We start from the raw sequence: 16,968 nt of genomic DNA, 5'->3' as shown, positions 1-16,968 counted from the left end.
ATTGATGACATTTTTTATTTGAGAAACTAATTATTGAACTTCATTAATCAAATTCTCAAGAGAATCACTTTCTCGTTTTGCACCGCCTTGATTCATTGCAGGCGGTGTTACTTTGTTCGGTTTTAGCGGTTGATCTGAACCTTCATCAGGTAAGTCTTCAAAGTCATTTGATGAATTACGTGATGGTGTAACAGGTGCAGGTTTAAAGATTGGACGGGCTAAAGGCGGTGATGAACCATTGCCTTCATTTTGAGTAGCACCTTCAACTTGAGTCTGATTACGTTCTTCACGAGAGATTGGTGCTTTGGCATTTTTATCAAAATGTACCCAAGCAGATGGCGTGTCTTTTAAGGCTTTACCCATAAAGCCGGTCCAAACTGGAAGCGCTGCGATCCCACCATATTCACGACGACCAAGTGTTGAAGGTTGGTCAAAACCGACCCAAGCAATCGCAACTAATTTGCCGTTGAAGCCTGCAAACCACGCATCTTTAGCATCATTGGTTGTTCCTGTTTTACCACCAATGTCATCGCGACCAATTTTAAGTGCTGCACGACCAGTACCATGCACAATCACATCACGAAGAATATTTGCCATATCAAAAGCAGATTGTGATTTTAAAATTCGTTGTGCTTGACGATATTTACTTTGTTCTTCTTTGCTTAATGGGGTCTGAACCTCATCCACTGTAAGGTTCGCACCTTCAATGACTTCATCATCCGGGGTGATGGCTTGGGTATCGGCTACCGTCTCTTTTTGATTGATACATGGAATACACGCATATTCAGGCGCTGCTTCATAAATGGTTTTGCCATAAGCATCTTCAATACGGCTGATGAAATGCGGTTGAATGCGATATCCACCATTGGCAATTGCGGCATAGCCAGTTGCCATTTGAACTGGAAGTACTTGTGGGGTACCGAGCGCAATCGTGAAGTTACGTGGGATTTGATCTTCTTGTAGACCAAAATCCATCAATAATTGGCGAGCACGTTCTACACCTACGCTTTGTAATAAACGTACAGATACCGTATTACGAGATAAGTACAATGCACGTCGTAAAGGAATCATACCCAAATAACGACCATCTGAGTTTCTTGGTGACCAACGACCAATGGTAATAGGGCTATCATTGACCATGGTATAAGGAGTCATACCGCGTTCAAGCGCCAGTGCATAGACGAATGGCTTAATGGTTGAACCTGGTTGACGCCAACCTTGTATTGCGCGGTTAAATTTAGATTGGTAAAAGTTGTATCCACCCACCACAGCTTCAATTGAACCATCATTCGGGTTGATTGCAATGAGTTGACCTTGTGCTTTCGGTGTTTGAACCAATGACCACGCGGTTTTATTTTCATTGGGACGTAAGCGAATAATATCTTTAACACTTACAATCTGCGAAGCGCGGCTTGGTGCCCCACCAACTGCATTGGCATTGATATATTTTCTTGCCCAAGACATACCTGACCAAGGCACAGTCACTGTTGAACCATCTTGCATTTTGGCATCAAAACTATTGCTGCCTACCTTGATGACTTCAGCAGGGTAGGTATTGGCATAAGCAATGAATTCTTTTAAAGGTTTATCATGTGCTTCAGCACCACGCCATCCATGCCGACGATCATAATCTTCCAAGCCTTTTTGTACTGCATCTTCTGCATATTGTTGGCGTTTGCTGTTGACTGTTGTATAAACTTTATAACCCGAATCAATTGCTTGTTCACCAAACTTTTCAACCAATTCTGAGCGAACCATTTCACCTACATAGGGAAATCGATTACTTAAGCCGCGATCAGGCATACTCAGATTAATCGGCTCAGCGACAGCTTTTTCGTATTCTGCTTGTTTAAGATAGCCAAGTTGTAACATGCGGCCAAGAATCCAGTTGCGACGTTCTAATGCGCGTTCAGGGTTAACCACAGGATTGTATTTTGATGGTGCTTTGGGTAAACCCGCAATCATTGCCATTTGTGCGACACTAAGTTGATCTAAGCTTTTGTCATAATAAATTTTTGCTGCAGCAGCAATACCATAGGCATTTTTACCCAAAAAGATTTTATTGACATATAAAGATAAAATTTCTTCTTTCGATAGATTTTGTTCTATTTTACGTGCCAAAAAAACTTCGGTAAGTTTGCGTTTGAGTGTTCGTTCAGGTGATAAATAATAATTTTTAGCCACCTGCATGGTAATTGTTGAGCCACCTGTTTGTACATTTGACCCAGTGACACTTTCACTCACTGCACGCCCTAAGCCTTTAAAGCTAATTCCGCTATGTTCGAAGAACGATGAATCTTCAGCAGCAAGGAAGGCATGAATGAAATGTGGTGGGATCTGATTGTACTCAACAGGCACCGAAAGCTTGCCACCATATTCAGCGATCAGCTGATTATCTGCTGAATAAACTTGCAAAGGTTTAAGCAATGGCGCCTTTTTTAAAGAGCTCATTTCTGGTAGTGATGGGGCAATATATAGATACATTCCATAAAAGCCCATCGGAATTGCGACTAAAATAATGATAATCAGCAAAAAAAAGGGATGAATATAACCTGAACAAGATAGCTTTTTCATAACAAGTAAGTTTTAATAATAGCTAATGGCAAACTAATTGCGTTCAGTATAGCTTCTCATGTGATGGATTGTTAGATGGGATATTGTATCTGTAAAAAATTAAGACCAAATGCAGTCGGTTTGTGTTATTTATTGGGGATAAAAAAATAATAGGAAATCAATCGTGCTTAGACTATATCGTAAGCCAAATAAGGGGTTAATAGGAGTAGATATTAGTTCTACTACTGTAAAGATTTTAGAGCTCTCTGTTAAGAACGGTCGTTACTGGGTTGAAAGTTATGGATTAAGTCCACTGCTCGATGGGAGTGTTGTTGAAAAAAATATTCTTAATCCTGAAGCAGTTGCTGATGCGTTGGAAAGGGCAGTCAATATTGGCAATCCTCAATCGCAAAATGTTGCGGTTGCTGTACCTACATCTATGGTGATTCACAAAATCATTGAAATGGATGCAGATATGTCGGATGAGGAAAGAGAAGTTCAGATCCGAATGGATGCTGAACAATATATCCCTTTCCCGCTGGATGAAGTCAGTTTAGATTTTGAAGTGTTAAAAGATAAGCTGGCAAATCCAAATCGAGTCAATGTGTTACTTGTTGCAACACGTGCAGAGAATATTGATTCTCGTGTTGAAGTTTTAGAAATCGCAGGCTTATCACCTAAAATTGCAGATGTAGAAAGTTATGCAATTGAGCGTGCTTTTGATGTCTTTTCCGATACCTTGCCAATCGGTGTAAATCTTGTGGGTATCTTGGATATCGGCCATACCATGACCACCTTGTCTGTGATGCAAAATGGCAAGATCATTTATACCCGAGAGCAAGTTTTTGGTGGCAAGCAGCTGACTCAAGATGTACAGAACCGCTATGGCTTGTCTTATGATGAAGCTGGTCGGGCCAAAAAAGATCGGACTTTACCTGACGATTTTGAAACAGAAGTCTTAATGCCGTTTTTAGAAGCAGTGGTACAACAAGCTGCTCGTTCATTACAGTTTTTCTTTTCATCTTCTCAGTTTAACGAGATCGACCATATTTTATTGGCGGGTGGTAACGCCAATATTCCTGGGTTGGCAAAATTATTACAACAAAAACTCGGTTATCGGGTCACGATTGCAAACCCTTTCTTGCAGATGGGGTTTTCACCACAAATTGACTTAAAAAAAATAGAAAATGATGCACCTTCTTTAATGGTTGCGTGTGGTTTGGCTTTGAGGAGTTTTGATTAATGGCAAAGATTAACTTACTCCCTTGGCGTGATGAGCTAAGAGAACAGAAGAAGAAGCAATTTGTTGCAATATGTGTTGGGGTTGCACTGATTGGCTTAGTTACAGTGTTATTGGCGTGGTTCTATTTTGATCATAAGTTAGAAGATCAGGAGCAAGCCAATCAATTGGTGACCAGTACCAATCAAAATTTAGATACGCAATTAAAAACTTTAGATGGTTTACAAGAACGTCGTAATGCCATTATTGAACGGATGAAACTGATCCAAGGTTTACAAGGTCAGCGTCCTGTGATTGTTCGCCTCGTTGATGAATTGGTTCGGATTGTCCCTGCACAAATGTACATCACAAAATTTAGTCGTGTGGGTGATAAATTTACAATTGAGGGCAAAGCTGAAAGTCCAAACACAGTTGCTGAATTGTTGCGTGGATTAGAGGCGTCTGAATGGTATCGAAATGCATTTATGAATTCATTCTTAGCTGCAGATGAAAATAAAAATAAAGGGCAGACTTCGGTGATTCCTCGTGTAGAAGAATCATATGGAAGTTTTGTGGTGACTGTGGATTTAGGTGAAATAGCATCTACTGCAGATGGGGACGCGACGAAGGTTGAACAAGTTTCAGCTGCTGGGGGTGCAAAATGAGTCGTGAAGATTTTGAGCAATTAGATTCATCTGTAAATGATGCTCCAAAAAAGAACAAGATGACTGTTGAGAAGTTTTTTCAACAGTTCAATACCTTGGATATGAATAACTATGGCAGTTGGCCTTTATCCGTTAAAGTCACCTGTTGGGTATTCTTGTTTTTTGTGGTGTGTGCAATTGGCTATTTTTTAGCAATTAAACCTAAATTAGATGCAATTGATCAAGCACGTACAATTGAACAAAACTTATTAAATGAGTTTAAAGAAAAAGATTCTAAATTAAGAAACTTGCAGCAATATCAAGCACAATTGCAACAAATGGAAGCGAATTTTAATCAGCAATTAGAACAGCTACCGAAAGAAACTGAAATTCCGAGTCTGGTTGAAGACATTAACGTGACAGGGGTAAGTTCTGGTTTGAAATTTAAAAATATCAAATTAGAACCAGAAGTGAAGCAGGAGTTCTTTATTGAGCAGCCGATCTCGATTGACGCAACAGGGGATTATCATTCATTTGGCAGTTTTGTAAGTAGTTTGGCAGCTTTACCACGTATTGTCACTTTGCATGATTTCACAATTACAGGAACGCCTAGTCAAGATAACAAATCTGATGTGCCAGTAATTGACTATACAATTAAAGCAAAAACCTATCGTTATATTGGTGCTGATGAGCAGAAAATAAATAAATTAGCGAATGCTGCTGCGCAGACAACAACACCTCAGCAAGGAGGGACGCCACAATGAAACAGCTCAGTAAAATAGTTTGTGGAATCTCATTTGCGATGCTGTTGGTGGGGTGCGATTCTAGAATTGATGCCGTTAATCAAGAAATGGCAAATATTAGAAATCAGCAACCATTGCCGATTGAACCTGCGCCAGTATTTAATCCAGTGCCTAGTTTTAATTATTCTGCTCAACAGTTACGCAGCCCATTTTTGCCAAACTCATTGGCAAATGAATTGAAAATCATGTCAGGCAAGCGCGTCTACCCGAATTTTTCAAGACAGCCACAGCCGCTTGAAAGCTATCCTTTGGAGTCATTAACACTGAAAGGAAGTATGAAAGGGGCCGTTGGTCAGACCGTGGGTTTGATCAAAACGCCAGATGGTGAGATTGAGCGGGTACAACTTGGCAATTACATGGGCATGAATCAGGGGCGAATTATTGAAATTACGCCGACCCGTATTGATTTATTGGAAATTGTTCCAGATGGTCGAGACGGTTATATAGAAAGACCACGGAGTCTAGTTCTAATCGGTCCAATAGATTAAAACGGAATAAAGGAATAAAAATGAAAAAGAGTTTGAAAAATATCTTTAACGGGGATGGTAAGTTTATGAATAGTCAACTTCGTCAATTTACTATGGCGGCAGTGTCAATTGCGATTATGCAGGTTGCAGCAGCGCAAACAACCATGACCAATATTGTACCGATGAAAATACCGGGGCAAGGTACAGAAATTCGAGTGATGTTTAATGGCTTACCGCCACAGCCTCAAGCCTATCAATTGGATAATCCATCTCGACTGATTTTGGATTTTGATCAGTCGAAGCAAACGATCAATCAGCCGTCTATTGCTGTGGCAAGTGAAGAAGCGTCGACGGTGGATATTGCGGCCGATGATCAACGTTCACGCTTAACGGTAAATTTAAAAAATAGTGGTTCTTTTACAACACGTGTTGAAGGGAATACCTTTATTTTAAAGATTAACAATGCCAATCAAGCTGCTGCTTTACCGACTTATGCCTCATCTGCATCTACGCTGAATAAGCAAAATCAAGGCATCGCAGATATCGGTTTTCAGCGTGGCAATGCTGGCGAGGGGCAGGTTATTGTAAATCTGTCAGGTGCAAATACACCTGTAGATGTACAGCAACAGGGCAGTAAAGTTGTTATTCGAACCTTAGGAAATAAAATTCCTGCACATTTAATTCGTCGCTTAAATGTCAATGATTTTGCAACCCCAGTTTCTTCTGTGGATGCTTATAATGATGGTTCAAATGGCGTGATTACCATTCAATCTGCTGGTAGCTATGAATATATGGCCTTCCAAGCGGAAAATAAACTGACCGTGAGTTTAAAACGTCCTATAGAAAATAAAGTAAATCGCCCAAGTTCAAGTCAGTCTTATACGGGTAAGAAAATCTCGCTTGATTTTCAAGATATTGAAGTACGCCGTGTGCTACAGCTGCTTGCTGATTTTACCAGTATTAATATGGTGGCTGCGGATTCGGTTCAAGGTAATATTACTTTACGTTTGAAAGATGTACCTTGGGATCAAGCCTTAGATATCATTTTAAAAACCAAGAATTTGGATAAGCGTCGTAATGGTAGTGTGATTTGGATTGCGCCAGTCACAGAGCTGATTAAAGCTGAAGAAGATGAAGCCAAAGCAATTGCACAAAGCATTAAGTTGGCACCGATTCAAACAGAATATATACAACTCAGCTATGCAAAAGTTGCAGATGTTCTAAAGTTACTCGAAGACTCTAGAAATTCTAAAAGTGCACAGGCGAATAATACCACGAACACAGATTCTTTGGCTTTAGAGAGTCTACTCAGCTCAAGAGGAAGTGCGGTTGCAGATATACGGACAAATACATTAATTATTAATGATACGGCTAATAATATTGATAAAGTTCGTAAAATGATTGATTTACTTGATATTTCGGTAAAACAGGTCATGGTTGAAGCTCGTATTGTTCGGGCAACAACAGATTTTACCAAAGAAATGGGGGTAAAGTGGGGGATTTTATCTCAAGGAATTACACGAAATAATGACTTGTTGGTTGGTGGTAGTGATACGACATTATGGGATTTAAAAACCCCGAGTGATGATGGGAAATATACCATTACTCGCCCTGACAATTTAAATGTCGATCTTGGTGTGACTACTGCGGGTGCAAGTAAAATTGCATTTGGTTTAATTAGTCTTTCTGATTTTATGTTGGACCTAGAGTTATCAGCTTTACAATCTGATGGTTATGGTGAAGTGATTTCAACGCCAAAAGTGATGACTGCTGATAAACAAAAAGCCAAAGTCGCATCTGGTCAACAAATTCCTTATCAAACAACATCAACTGCGGGTGGTACTGCTACAGCCACGACAGCATTTAAAGATGCCTTGCTCAGTTTAGATGTTACACCAAGTATTACCCCAGAAGGGAAAGTACAAATGCAGCTGAATATTACCAGTGATGCGCGTGGTGGGGTAGCACCGAATGGTGAAATTATTCTGAATAAAAATGAGATCAATACCAATGTGTTGGTTGATAATGGTGAAACGGTGGTGTTAGGTGGTATTTTTGAACAAGAAAATTCCACGAACCAAGTCAAAGTCCCATTTTTAGGCGATATTCCTTATTTAGGACGATTGTTCCGTAAAGATGCCAAAACAGAGAATAAACGAGAGTTACTAATCTTTGTGACACCAAGAATTGTTAATGACAGTCGTACCAGAAATCATTAATATACTTTCAATGAAAGCAATTCGATAGGTGACTCCTTGCCAAGCAAAGAGTTGGAAACCCTACCAAATATTTATTTGGTAGGGCCCATGGGAGCAGGAAAAACAACAGTTGGTCGGCATCTAGCGGAACTGTTAAGTCGTGAGTTTTTAGACAGCGATCATGAAATAGAAAGAAAAACTGGGGCATCTATTCCTTGGATTTTTGAAAAAGAAGGCGAACAAGGTTTCCGTACAAGAGAAACAATCGTGATTGATGAACTCACATCAAAAAAAAATTTAGTGGTTGCAACAGGTGGTGGTGCTGTTACTCAAGCCATGAATCGAGAATATCTTAAGCATAGAGGTATTGTGATTTATTTATATACCCCTGTAGAAATCCAATTATTACGTACACATCGAGATAAAAATCGTCCTTTATTACAAGTCGAGAATCCCGAGCAAAAGTTAAAGGATCTACTTAAAGCACGAGATCCACTGTATAGAGATGTTGCACATTATATTATTGAAACCAATCAGGGTGCTGCGCGAGATTTAGCGCTGAGAATATTGCAACTGATCGTTTCAAAAGAAATTATTTAGTCAGTAAATTATCATTCATTGTTATTTGGCAGAATCATGCAAACTTTACATGTTGAACTGGGTGAACGTCGTTATCCAATCTTTATTGGTAGTCATTTGAATCCTCAAGAATTGCTTGAACCTTATATTCAGGGGCATCAAGTGATGATTGTTACAAATACCACAGTTCAACCTTTGTATTTGTCGCACTATGTTGATGCAATTCAACAATTGGGTAAGCAGGTTACAACATGTGTTTTGCCTGATGGTGAAAAATATAAAGATATCCAGCACCTCAATTTGATTTTTGATGCTTTGCTTCAAGCTGGCTTTAATCGTGATTGTACGGTTTTGGCTTTAGGTGGTGGGGTGATTGGTGATATGGCAGGTTTTGCCTCCGCCTGTTTCCAGCGAGGCGTGTATTTTATCCAAGTTCCGACCACACTGTTGTCTCAAGTGGATTCGAGTGTTGGTGGGAAAACCGGAATTAATCACCCTTTAGGCAAGAATATGATTGGTGCATTTCAGCAACCTCAAGTGGTTTTGGCTGATATGGCACAACTCAAAACCTTGCCAGAACGTGAACTTTCAGCAGGTTTGGCTGAGGTGATTAAATATTCGTTACTGGGTGATTTAGACTTTTTAGCATGGTTAGAAGAGCATATGGATGGGCTGATTGCCCAAAATCCAGAATTATTGGCTGAAGCTGTTTATCGTTCTTGTGCGCATAAAGCAAGAATTGTGGCCAATGATGAGAAAGAGCAAGGTGAACGCGCTTTGTTAAATTTAGGACATACTTTTGGTCATGCCATTGAATCGTATCTCGGTTATGGGGTTTGGTTGCATGGTGAAGCAATTGCAACGGGTATGGTGATGGCTGCTGATTTGTCTCAGCGTATGGGATGGATTTCATCTGCTGATCTGGAACGTACAAAAAAAATCATACAACGTGCTCAATTACCTGTAGCATGTCCTAAAATTCCACTCGATGAATTTTTGGCATATATGTCACATGATAAAAAAGTATTAAATGGTCAACTTCGTTTAATATTGATAAAACAACTCGGCCAAGCCATCATTACTAAAGATTTTGATGTTGAGTTGATGAAACAAGCGATTCTCGCGAATCAGATATAGAAAAGGTTAGTTCCAAATGGCAGCAATTCGTACAAATTGGCAAAATATTCGACAATATATTTGGTTGGTTGGTGGATTAATCTGTCTTTTGGTGGCACTGGTTTTTTGGGCAGTGACCGACACCAAAGATCTGGTCACTGTGGTCAATCCGATAGAAGAGTCCCAAGTTCAAATTCAACCTGAAAAAGTTGCTGCGACATCGCATTTAGGCGCTTTGATGGATGAAGTACGTCCACTTGAAATGACCACACGTATTGTGACTGCGGGTAGCCATGATGCAGAATTTCGTGGTACAAAATTTTTTCAAGAAAATAAGAAAGCTTGGACCATAGAGCTATTTAAGACCTCAGATGAAGATGTCATCTTGGGCTTCTTACAGAAACAAGCGGATCGGAAAAATTTTATTTATTTCCGTTTAAGCGGTGAAGATCAAGCAGAGCAATATGTTTTAGCCTATGGTCTATTTAAAAGTGATGATCAGGCCAAAAGCCAGTTACAACAATTAAATTTAAAACTGCCTGCATCTATCCATCCACAAGCGATCCAGTTTGAAAAATATAGTGCTTTAGTCAATGATCTTGGCTCAGATGAAATGGCAAGTGCAAATAAACTCTATCAAGTGAAATTAAAATCAGCACCTTTACCTGTGGTTGATGAAACGCTATTGGCTCAAGCAAAATCGGCATTGTCCTCTTTAACGGGTTCAACTCCTGCAAACCAGACCACCAAAACCACAATTACCCGTCGTGATGCATCTGGCAATGTGGTAGATGTACAAAAGTCGCAATCTCGTGCACAGCCTTCAGGCAACAGCAAAGAGCCAACAGGTGCTGCTGCTGATAAAAAGCCAGCTGAGCATGAAGTCAGTGATCCATTTAATTAAAACTAGCTCTAAAATGAAGCAGAATTAATTATTTAATTTTATATTTGCACAAAAATGGTGCTATAAATGCCTTTATAAGACGCTTAGAATTTTAAAGAATATCTTTATTTCACTATCTTTTAGTGATTTGGTGAACAAAAATAAAATTTGGCATATTTTTTGCTTTATTGTTGCGCTAATTGAGTTGATTGTCCCTGTTTTGGAGCGAAATGATTCAGTTGGTGTGCGATTTAAGTCTGATTGAGTGCTTTATTTCAGTGCGGAAGTTGTAAAACAATCTTGCAATTAAAGTAAAAACAGACTGGTATTCGATTCTGACTCAGTGGTTTACTTGAGCTAAGAAAATACTTAAAAATCGTAATTGAGTGTTCGAATGTTTTTCGCCCTTTCATGGGCCTATGTAGAAAGAAGGGTACGCTATGCACATGCCATCGCCTAACACTGTAGCTCCCGCTCAAGGTTTATACCAACCGGATGAGTTTAAAGATAACTGTGGTTTCGGCTTGATTGCCCATATGCAGGGTGATGCGAGTCATGATTTAGTCAAGACCGCGATTCATAGTCTAAGCTGTATGACGCACCGTGGTGGTATTGCCGCAGATGGTAAGACCGGTGATGGTTGTGGCTTGCTCTTGGCTATGCCTAAAGCATTCTTCCGTGAAGAAGCAAAAAAGATCAGTGACATTACACTGAGTGAAATTTTTGCGGTCGGGACGATATTTTTAAATTTAGATCCAGCACTTGCGGCCCATGCAAAGCAAATTCTAACCCATGAAATTGAAGAAGAAGGTTGCCGAGTCATTGGTTGGCGTATCGTTCCAACCAATAATGATGCCTTGGGTTCAATCGCAATGCAGTCTTTACCTGCATTTGAACAAATTTTTGTAAATTGCCCAATGGGTGTGACTGAGGTTGAATTTAACCGTAAGTTACTTATGGCACGTCGTCGTGCAGAACAACAATTAACAGCTGATCCATATTTTTATGTGACTACACTGTGTTCTACAGTGATCACCTATAAAGGCTTAATGATGCCTGCATATATTGCAGAATTCTATACAGACCTTGCCGATGAACGTTTGGACTCACACATTGTTGTGTTCCATCAGCGTTTCTCGACCAATACTTTACCACGTTGGCCACTAGCACAGCCGTTCCGTTATTTGGCACATAATGGTGAAATCAACACCATTACTGCTAACCGTAACTGGGCAGTGGCACGCACCCCAAAATTTGAAAACCCATTATTGCCAGGCATTACTGAGCTGAATCCAATTGTAAACCGTACAGGCTCAGACTCATCAAGTATGGACAATATGCTTGAGCTGCTTGTGGGTGGCGGGATGGATTTATTCCGTGCATTACGTATGCTTGTTCCACCAGCGTGGCAAAACGTTGAAACATTAGATGCAGATTTACGTGCATTTTATGAATTCAACTCTAAGCATATGGAAGCTTGGGATGGCCCAGCGGGTCTAGTGATCCAAGATGGTCGTCATGCAATTTGTATGTTAGACCGTAATGGCTTACGCCCTGCACGTTGGGTAATCACTAAAAATGGTTATATCACTTTAGCATCAGAAATTGGTGTGTGGGGTTATGAACCTGAAGATGTGATCTCTAAAGGTCGTGTAGGTCCTGGTCAAATTCTTGTGATTGATACATTGACTGGAAAATTGCTCGATACCAAAGATGTGAGCAATCATCTGAAAAAAATGCGTCCTTACCGTGAATGGTTACGTGAAAACTCAGTTCGCTTGCAAGGTAGTCCGGAGCTTGAAGAGTATTTGTGTGATCAAGGCTTAAAAGGTGATGACCTTAAAGCGGCTCAAAAAATGTTTATGGTGACATTTGAAGAGCGTGATCAACTGCTTCGTCCAATCGCTGAAAGTGGACAGGAAGCTGTAGGTTCAATGGGTGATGATACACCAATGGCGGTATTGTCTCGCCAAGTGCGTCATGTGACGGATTATTTCCGTCAGCAATTTGCGCAAGTGACCAATCCACCGATTGACCCATTACGTGAATCAATTGTCATGTCATTGGAAACCTGTTTTGGCCGTGAGCAAAATGTATTTGAACAAGGTCCAGAGCATGCAGATCGTTTAATTGTATCGAGCCCTGTACTGTCAAATTCTAAAATGCATCAGATTCGTACCCTTGGTCGTAAAGGTTACGAAATTGCAGATATTGATTTGAATTATCCTGTAGTTGAAGGTCTTGAAGCCGCGATTTCACGTATTTGTGAAGAAGCTGCACAGGCGATTCGTGATGGTAAAACCTTATTGGTCATTTCAGATCGTAAAATCCGTGAAGGCTTTTTACCTGCAAATGCAGCAATGGTGACGGGTGCAATTCATCACTTCTTGATTAATGCAGGTTTACGTACCGATGCAAACATCATTGTTGAAACTGCACTTGCACGTGATGCACATCAGTTTGCCGTGATCTTAGGTTTTGGTGCAACTGCGATTTACCCATATTTGGCTTATGATGTGATCAACGATTTGATTGCAAAAGGTGAGTTACTGGGTGATCCAATTCATGCACAAGCGAATTTCCGCAAAGGTATTGATAAAGGGTTGCTTAAAGTCCTCTCAAAAATGGGGATTTCAACAGTCGCATCTTATCGTGGTGGACAGTTATTTGAAGCAGTCGGCTTATCTGAAGAAGTTGTTAGTAAGTGCTTTACAGGTGTGCCAAGCCGTATTAAAGGTGCAACATTCATTGACCTTGAAAATGACTTAAAAAAACTAGCAGATATTGCTTGGAAAGCACGTAAGCCAATTGAACAAGGTGGTTTGCTCAAGTTTGTCTTTGATAAGGAATACCACGCATTTAACCCTGATGTGATCAATGCGTTGCATAAATCAGTGCGTTCAGGGAATTATGCTGACTTTAAAGAATACGCAGAGTTGGTTAACACACGTCCAATTGCAACGATTCGTGACTTATTAAAACTCAAAACTGATCATTCTATTCCATTAGAAGCAGTTGAATCAGTAGAAGAAATTCTGCCACGTTTTGACTCCGCTGGCATGTCTTTAGGTGCATTATCACCAGAGGCACATGAAGCCATTGCGATCGCAATGAATACAATCGGTGGTCGTTCGAACTCGGGTGAGGGCGGTGAAGATCCTGCACGTTATGGCACTATTCGTAACTCTAAAATTAAGCAAATTGCTTCAGGTCGTTTTGGTGTAACACCTGCATATTTAACATCTGCTGAAGTGTTACAGATCAAAGTAGCGCAAGGTGCAAAACCAGGTGAAGGCGGTCAGTTACCGGGCGGTAAAGTGAATGGCTTAATTGCGCGTTTACGTTATTCGGTTCCAGGTGTGACTTTGATTTCACCACCACCACACCATGATATTTATTCTATTGAAGATTTATCACAGCTGATCTTTGACTTAAAGCAAGTTAATCCACAAGCCATGGTGTCTGTGAAGTTAGTATCAGAGCCAGGGGTGGGAACAATTGCAGCGGGTGTTGCAAAAGCCTATGCAGATTTTATTACCATTTCTGGATATGACGGCGGTACAGCTGCTTCACCTTTATCCTCTATTCACCATGCAGGTTCGCCATGGGAATTGGGTCTTTCAGAAGCGCATCAAGCACTTCGTGTCAATGACCTGCGTGGTAAAGTACGTGTACAAACTGATGGTGGTTTGAAAACAGGTCTAGATGTGGTTAAAGCTGCGATTTTAGGTGCGGAGAGCTTTGGTTTTGGTTCTACCCCAATGATCGCGCTTGGGTGTAAATACCTGCGTATTTGTCACTTAAATAACTGCGCAACAGGCGTGGCAACTCAGCAAGATCATTTACGTCAAGAGCATTATATTGGCGAGCCAGAAATGCTGATTAATTTCTTCCACTTTATCGCGGAAGAAACACGTGAATGGTTGGCTGCTTTAGGTGTTGCATCATTGAAAGATTTGATCGGTCGTACTGATCTACTTGAGATGTTGCCAGGTGAAACGGATAAACATGCACATTTAGATTTAAGTGCATTGTTAGAATCACACCCATCTGCGGAAGGCAAAGCGCAATATTGCCAAGTACAAGGCAATGAACCTTTTGATAAAGGTATTCTTGCTGAGAAAATGGTGGCAGAAATGTTGCCTGCGATTGAAGCAAGTACCGGTGGTGAATTCCATTTCACTGTGGGCAACTGTGACCGTTCAATTGGTGCACGTCTCTCAGGTGAAATTGCCAAACGTTATGGCAACCTCAGTATGGAAGCACATCCTGTTAAAGTGAATTTAAAAGGAACTGCGGGTCAATCATTGGGTGTTTGGAATGCGGGTGGTTTGCATATCAGCCTTGAAGGTGATGCAAACGACTATGTGGGCAAAGGTATGGCAGGTGGTCGAGTATCGATCTTCCCACCAAAAGGTTCACCATTCCAAACCCAAGAAACAGCAATTATCGGCAACACCTGTTTGTATGGTGCGACAGGCGGTAAATTATTTGCTGCGGGTACAGCGGGCGAGCGTTTTGCTGTGCGTAACTCTGGCGCGTTTGCGGTCATTGAAGGTGCAGGCGACCATTGCTGTGAATATATGACAGGCGGTATCGTGACTGTACTGGGTAAAGTTGGACACAACTTTGGTGCAGGTATGACTGGTGGTTTTGCTTATGTACTTGACTTAGATAACGACTTTGTTGATTACTACAACCACGAATTGATTGAATTAAACCGTATTTCTACAGAAGCGATGGAAGAACATCAAGAATTCTTACTTCGTATCTTAGATGAACACATTGCTGAAACAGGTAGTGCTTGGGCGTACAAGATTCGCAACGAGTTTGATTTCTATAGCCGTAAATTCTGGCTGGTGAAACCAAAAGCGGCTAATTTACAAACGCTTTTGAAAACAACTCAAGCAGATCCACAATAATTCCACTACTCAAATTTTAGGTAGGTGTGGATAACTTCGCAGATATACACAAGCGAATGAAGTTATCCACGCTCACCCACGGAGAGAGACATGGCTGAACGCCTGAATAATGACTTTCAATTTCTGGATGTAGCACGCCAAGATCCAGAGAAAAAAGATATTAATGTCCGCAAAGCAGAGTTTGTGGAAATTTATAAACCTTTTACAGCGGAAGTTGCAGCAAACCAAACCCACCGTTGTTTAGGCTGTGGTAATCCATATTGTGAATGGAAATGTCCAGTACATAACTATATTCCAAACTGGTTAAAACTGATCGCAGAAGGACGTATTTTCCAAGCGGCTGAGCTTTGCCATCAAACCAATACCTTGCCAGAAGTATGTGGTCGGGTATGCCCACAAGACCGTTTATGCGAGGGTGCTTGTACCCTGAATGATGGTTTTGGTGCTGTGACCATTGGTAATGCCGAAAAATATATCAACGATACCGCCTTTGCTTTGGGCTGGCGTCCAGATATGTCATCGGTAAAATGGACCAACAAAAAAGTTGCCATTATTGGTGCAGGTCCTGCAGGTTTAGGTTGTGCAGATATTTTAGTTCGTAACGGGGTAAAACCTGTTGTATTTGACAAGCGTCCTGAAATTGGTGGATTGCTTACATTTGGTATTCCAGAATTCAAAATGGAAAAAGATGTGATGAAACGCCGCCGTGAAATTTTCACAGGTATGGGTGTTGAATTCCGCTTAAATACTGAAATTGGTACAGATATCACCATCGATCAATTGCTTGCAGACTATGATGCTGTATTTATGGGTATGGGAACTTATACCTATATGAAAGGTGGCTTTGCAGGTGAAGATTTTGATGGTGTCTATGATGCACTGGATTTCTTGATTGCAAATGTTAACCGTACACAAGGTTGGGAAAAAGATCCATCTGAATACATTAGTGTTCAGGGCAAAAAAGTCATCGTTTTAGGCGGTGGTGATACTGCAATGGACTGTAACCGTACTTCAATCCGTCAGGGCGCAGAGTCGGTAACTTGTGCTTACCGTCGTGATGAAGAAAATATGCCAGGTTCACGTCGTGAAGTGAAAAATGCGCGTGAAGAAGGGGTGGACTTTCAGTTCAACCGTCAGCCAATCGAAATCGTTGGTGAAAACGGTAAAGTGACGGGTGTAAAAGTTGTGACTACCCAGCTGGGTGACCCTGATAGCCGTGGTCGCCGTAGTCCTGAACCGATTCCAGGCTCTGAAGAAGTTTTACCCGCAGATGCGGTATTACTGGCTTTTGGTTTCCGTACCAGCCCAGCAGAATGGTTTGCAGGTGCAAATATTGGGTTAGATGGTTCTGGCCGAGTCATTGCAGCTGAAAAACAACAATTCAAATTCCAAACCTCTAATCCAAAAATCTTTGCGGGCGGAGATATGGTACGTGGTTCTGATTTGGTGGTGACTGCAATCTGGGAAGGTCGTGAAGCTGCTGAAGGAATTTTGGATTATCTTGATGTTTAATTTTTAGACATTAAATAACATCTATTTAAGAGCCCGCAGTCATGCGGGCTTTTTAATGCAAAAAAAATCAAA

11 protein-coding genes are annotated in these 16,968 nt (G+C 40.8%); 10 read left to right on the top strand and 1 reads right to left on the bottom strand.

The window, feature by feature from the left end; all coding sequences use genetic code 11:
• Positions 1-30: 30 nt before the first annotated feature.
• On the bottom strand, positions 31-2,574 hold the full coding sequence (ponA, locus tag ASC84_RS18660) for a penicillin-binding protein PBP1a (RefSeq protein WP_056517488.1): 2,544 nt from the start codon (positions 2,572-2,574) through the stop codon (positions 31-33).
• Between the two features lie 163 nt (positions 2,575-2,737).
• Here ponA and ASC84_RS18655 point away from each other — a divergent pair, with 163 nt between their 5' ends.
• The 10 genes from ASC84_RS18655 to ASC84_RS18610 all read left to right on the top strand — a co-directional run bounded on the left by ASC84_RS18655 (position 2,738) and on the right by ASC84_RS18610 (position 16,896).
• On the top strand, positions 2,738-3,796 hold the full coding sequence (locus ASC84_RS18655; RefSeq protein ID WP_004816660.1) for a pilus assembly protein PilM: 1,059 nt from the start codon (positions 2,738-2,740) through the stop codon (positions 3,794-3,796).
• The gene (locus ASC84_RS18650; RefSeq protein WP_056517486.1) at positions 3,796-4,437 is read left to right on the top strand and encodes a PilN domain-containing protein; all 642 of its coding nucleotides are present in this window, start codon (positions 3,796-3,798) and stop codon (positions 4,435-4,437) included. Before ASC84_RS18655 ends, ASC84_RS18650 begins: the two co-directional genes overlap by 1 nt.
• Complete coding sequence (locus ASC84_RS18645; RefSeq protein ID WP_056517484.1) at positions 4,434-5,180, top strand: type 4a pilus biogenesis protein PilO; 747 nt, start codon at positions 4,434-4,436, stop codon at positions 5,178-5,180. The genes ASC84_RS18650 and ASC84_RS18645 overlap by 4 nt, the downstream gene beginning before the upstream one ends.
• On the top strand, positions 5,177-5,707 hold the full coding sequence (locus tag ASC84_RS18640; protein ID WP_056517482.1) for a pilus assembly protein PilP: 531 nt from the start codon (positions 5,177-5,179) through the stop codon (positions 5,705-5,707). Before ASC84_RS18645 ends, ASC84_RS18640 begins: the two co-directional genes overlap by 4 nt.
• Positions 5,708-5,727: 20 nt before the next feature.
• Positions 5,728-7,905 carry a type IV pilus secretin PilQ gene (locus ASC84_RS18635; RefSeq protein ID WP_056517479.1) on the top strand — a complete coding sequence of 726 codons (2,178 nt, stop codon included), beginning with the start codon at positions 5,728-5,730 and terminating at the stop codon, positions 7,903-7,905.
• 36 nt (positions 7,906-7,941) lie between these two features.
• Positions 7,942-8,484, top strand: a complete 543-nt coding sequence (gene aroK, locus ASC84_RS18630) for a shikimate kinase AroK (protein WP_004725433.1) — start codon at positions 7,942-7,944, stop codon at positions 8,482-8,484.
• Positions 8,485-8,520: 36 nt separating this feature from the next.
• Positions 8,521-9,600, top strand: a complete 1,080-nt coding sequence (aroB, locus tag ASC84_RS18625) for a 3-dehydroquinate synthase (protein WP_056517476.1) — start codon at positions 8,521-8,523, stop codon at positions 9,598-9,600.
• A 16-nt stretch (positions 9,601-9,616) separates the two neighbouring features.
• Positions 9,617-10,483, top strand: coding sequence for a hypothetical protein (locus ASC84_RS18620; protein ID WP_056517475.1), 867 nt, complete (start codon positions 9,617-9,619; stop codon positions 10,481-10,483).
• Between the two features lie 425 nt (positions 10,484-10,908).
• Complete coding sequence (gene gltB / locus ASC84_RS18615; RefSeq protein WP_171252559.1) at positions 10,909-15,384, top strand: glutamate synthase large subunit; 4,476 nt, start codon at positions 10,909-10,911, stop codon at positions 15,382-15,384.
• Positions 15,385-15,474: 90 nt separating this feature from the next.
• The gene (locus ASC84_RS18610; protein ID WP_004725441.1) at positions 15,475-16,896 is read left to right on the top strand and encodes an FAD-dependent oxidoreductase; all 1,422 of its coding nucleotides are present in this window, start codon (positions 15,475-15,477) and stop codon (positions 16,894-16,896) included.
• The last annotated feature ends 72 nt before the right edge of the window (positions 16,897-16,968 follow it).

The sequence above is a fragment of the Acinetobacter sp. Root1280 genome, from assembly GCF_001425285.1.
Lineage (GTDB): Bacteria > Pseudomonadota > Gammaproteobacteria > Pseudomonadales > Moraxellaceae > Acinetobacter > Acinetobacter guillouiae.
The sequence above is the reverse complement of the archived record's forward strand: the minus strand, read 5'-3'. Positions and strand labels throughout refer to the sequence as shown.

Bases quoted from the DNA above. Each gene is read 5' to 3' on its own strand.
- gltB (WP_171252559.1), top strand. From the start codon at position 10,909: ATGCCATCGCCTAACACTGTAGCTCCCGCTCAAGGTTTATACCAACCG.
- ASC84_RS18620 (WP_056517475.1), top strand. From the start codon at position 9,617: ATGGCAGCAATTCGTACAAATTGGCAAAATATTCGACAATATATTTGG.
- aroB (WP_056517476.1), top strand. From the start codon at position 8,521: ATGCAAACTTTACATGTTGAACTGGGTGAACGTCGTTATCCAATCTTT.
- ponA (WP_056517488.1), bottom strand. From the start codon at position 2,574: ATGAAAAAGCTATCTTGTTCAGGTTATATTCATCCCTTTTTTTTGCTG.
- ASC84_RS18650 (WP_056517486.1), top strand. From the start codon at position 3,796: ATGGCAAAGATTAACTTACTCCCTTGGCGTGATGAGCTAAGAGAACAG.
- ASC84_RS18645 (WP_056517484.1), top strand. From the start codon at position 4,434: ATGAGTCGTGAAGATTTTGAGCAATTAGATTCATCTGTAAATGATGCT.
- ASC84_RS18635 (WP_056517479.1), top strand. From the start codon at position 5,728: ATGAAAAAGAGTTTGAAAAATATCTTTAACGGGGATGGTAAGTTTATG.
- ASC84_RS18610 (WP_004725441.1), top strand. From the start codon at position 15,475: ATGGCTGAACGCCTGAATAATGACTTTCAATTTCTGGATGTAGCACGC.
- ASC84_RS18640 (WP_056517482.1), top strand. From the start codon at position 5,177: ATGAAACAGCTCAGTAAAATAGTTTGTGGAATCTCATTTGCGATGCTG.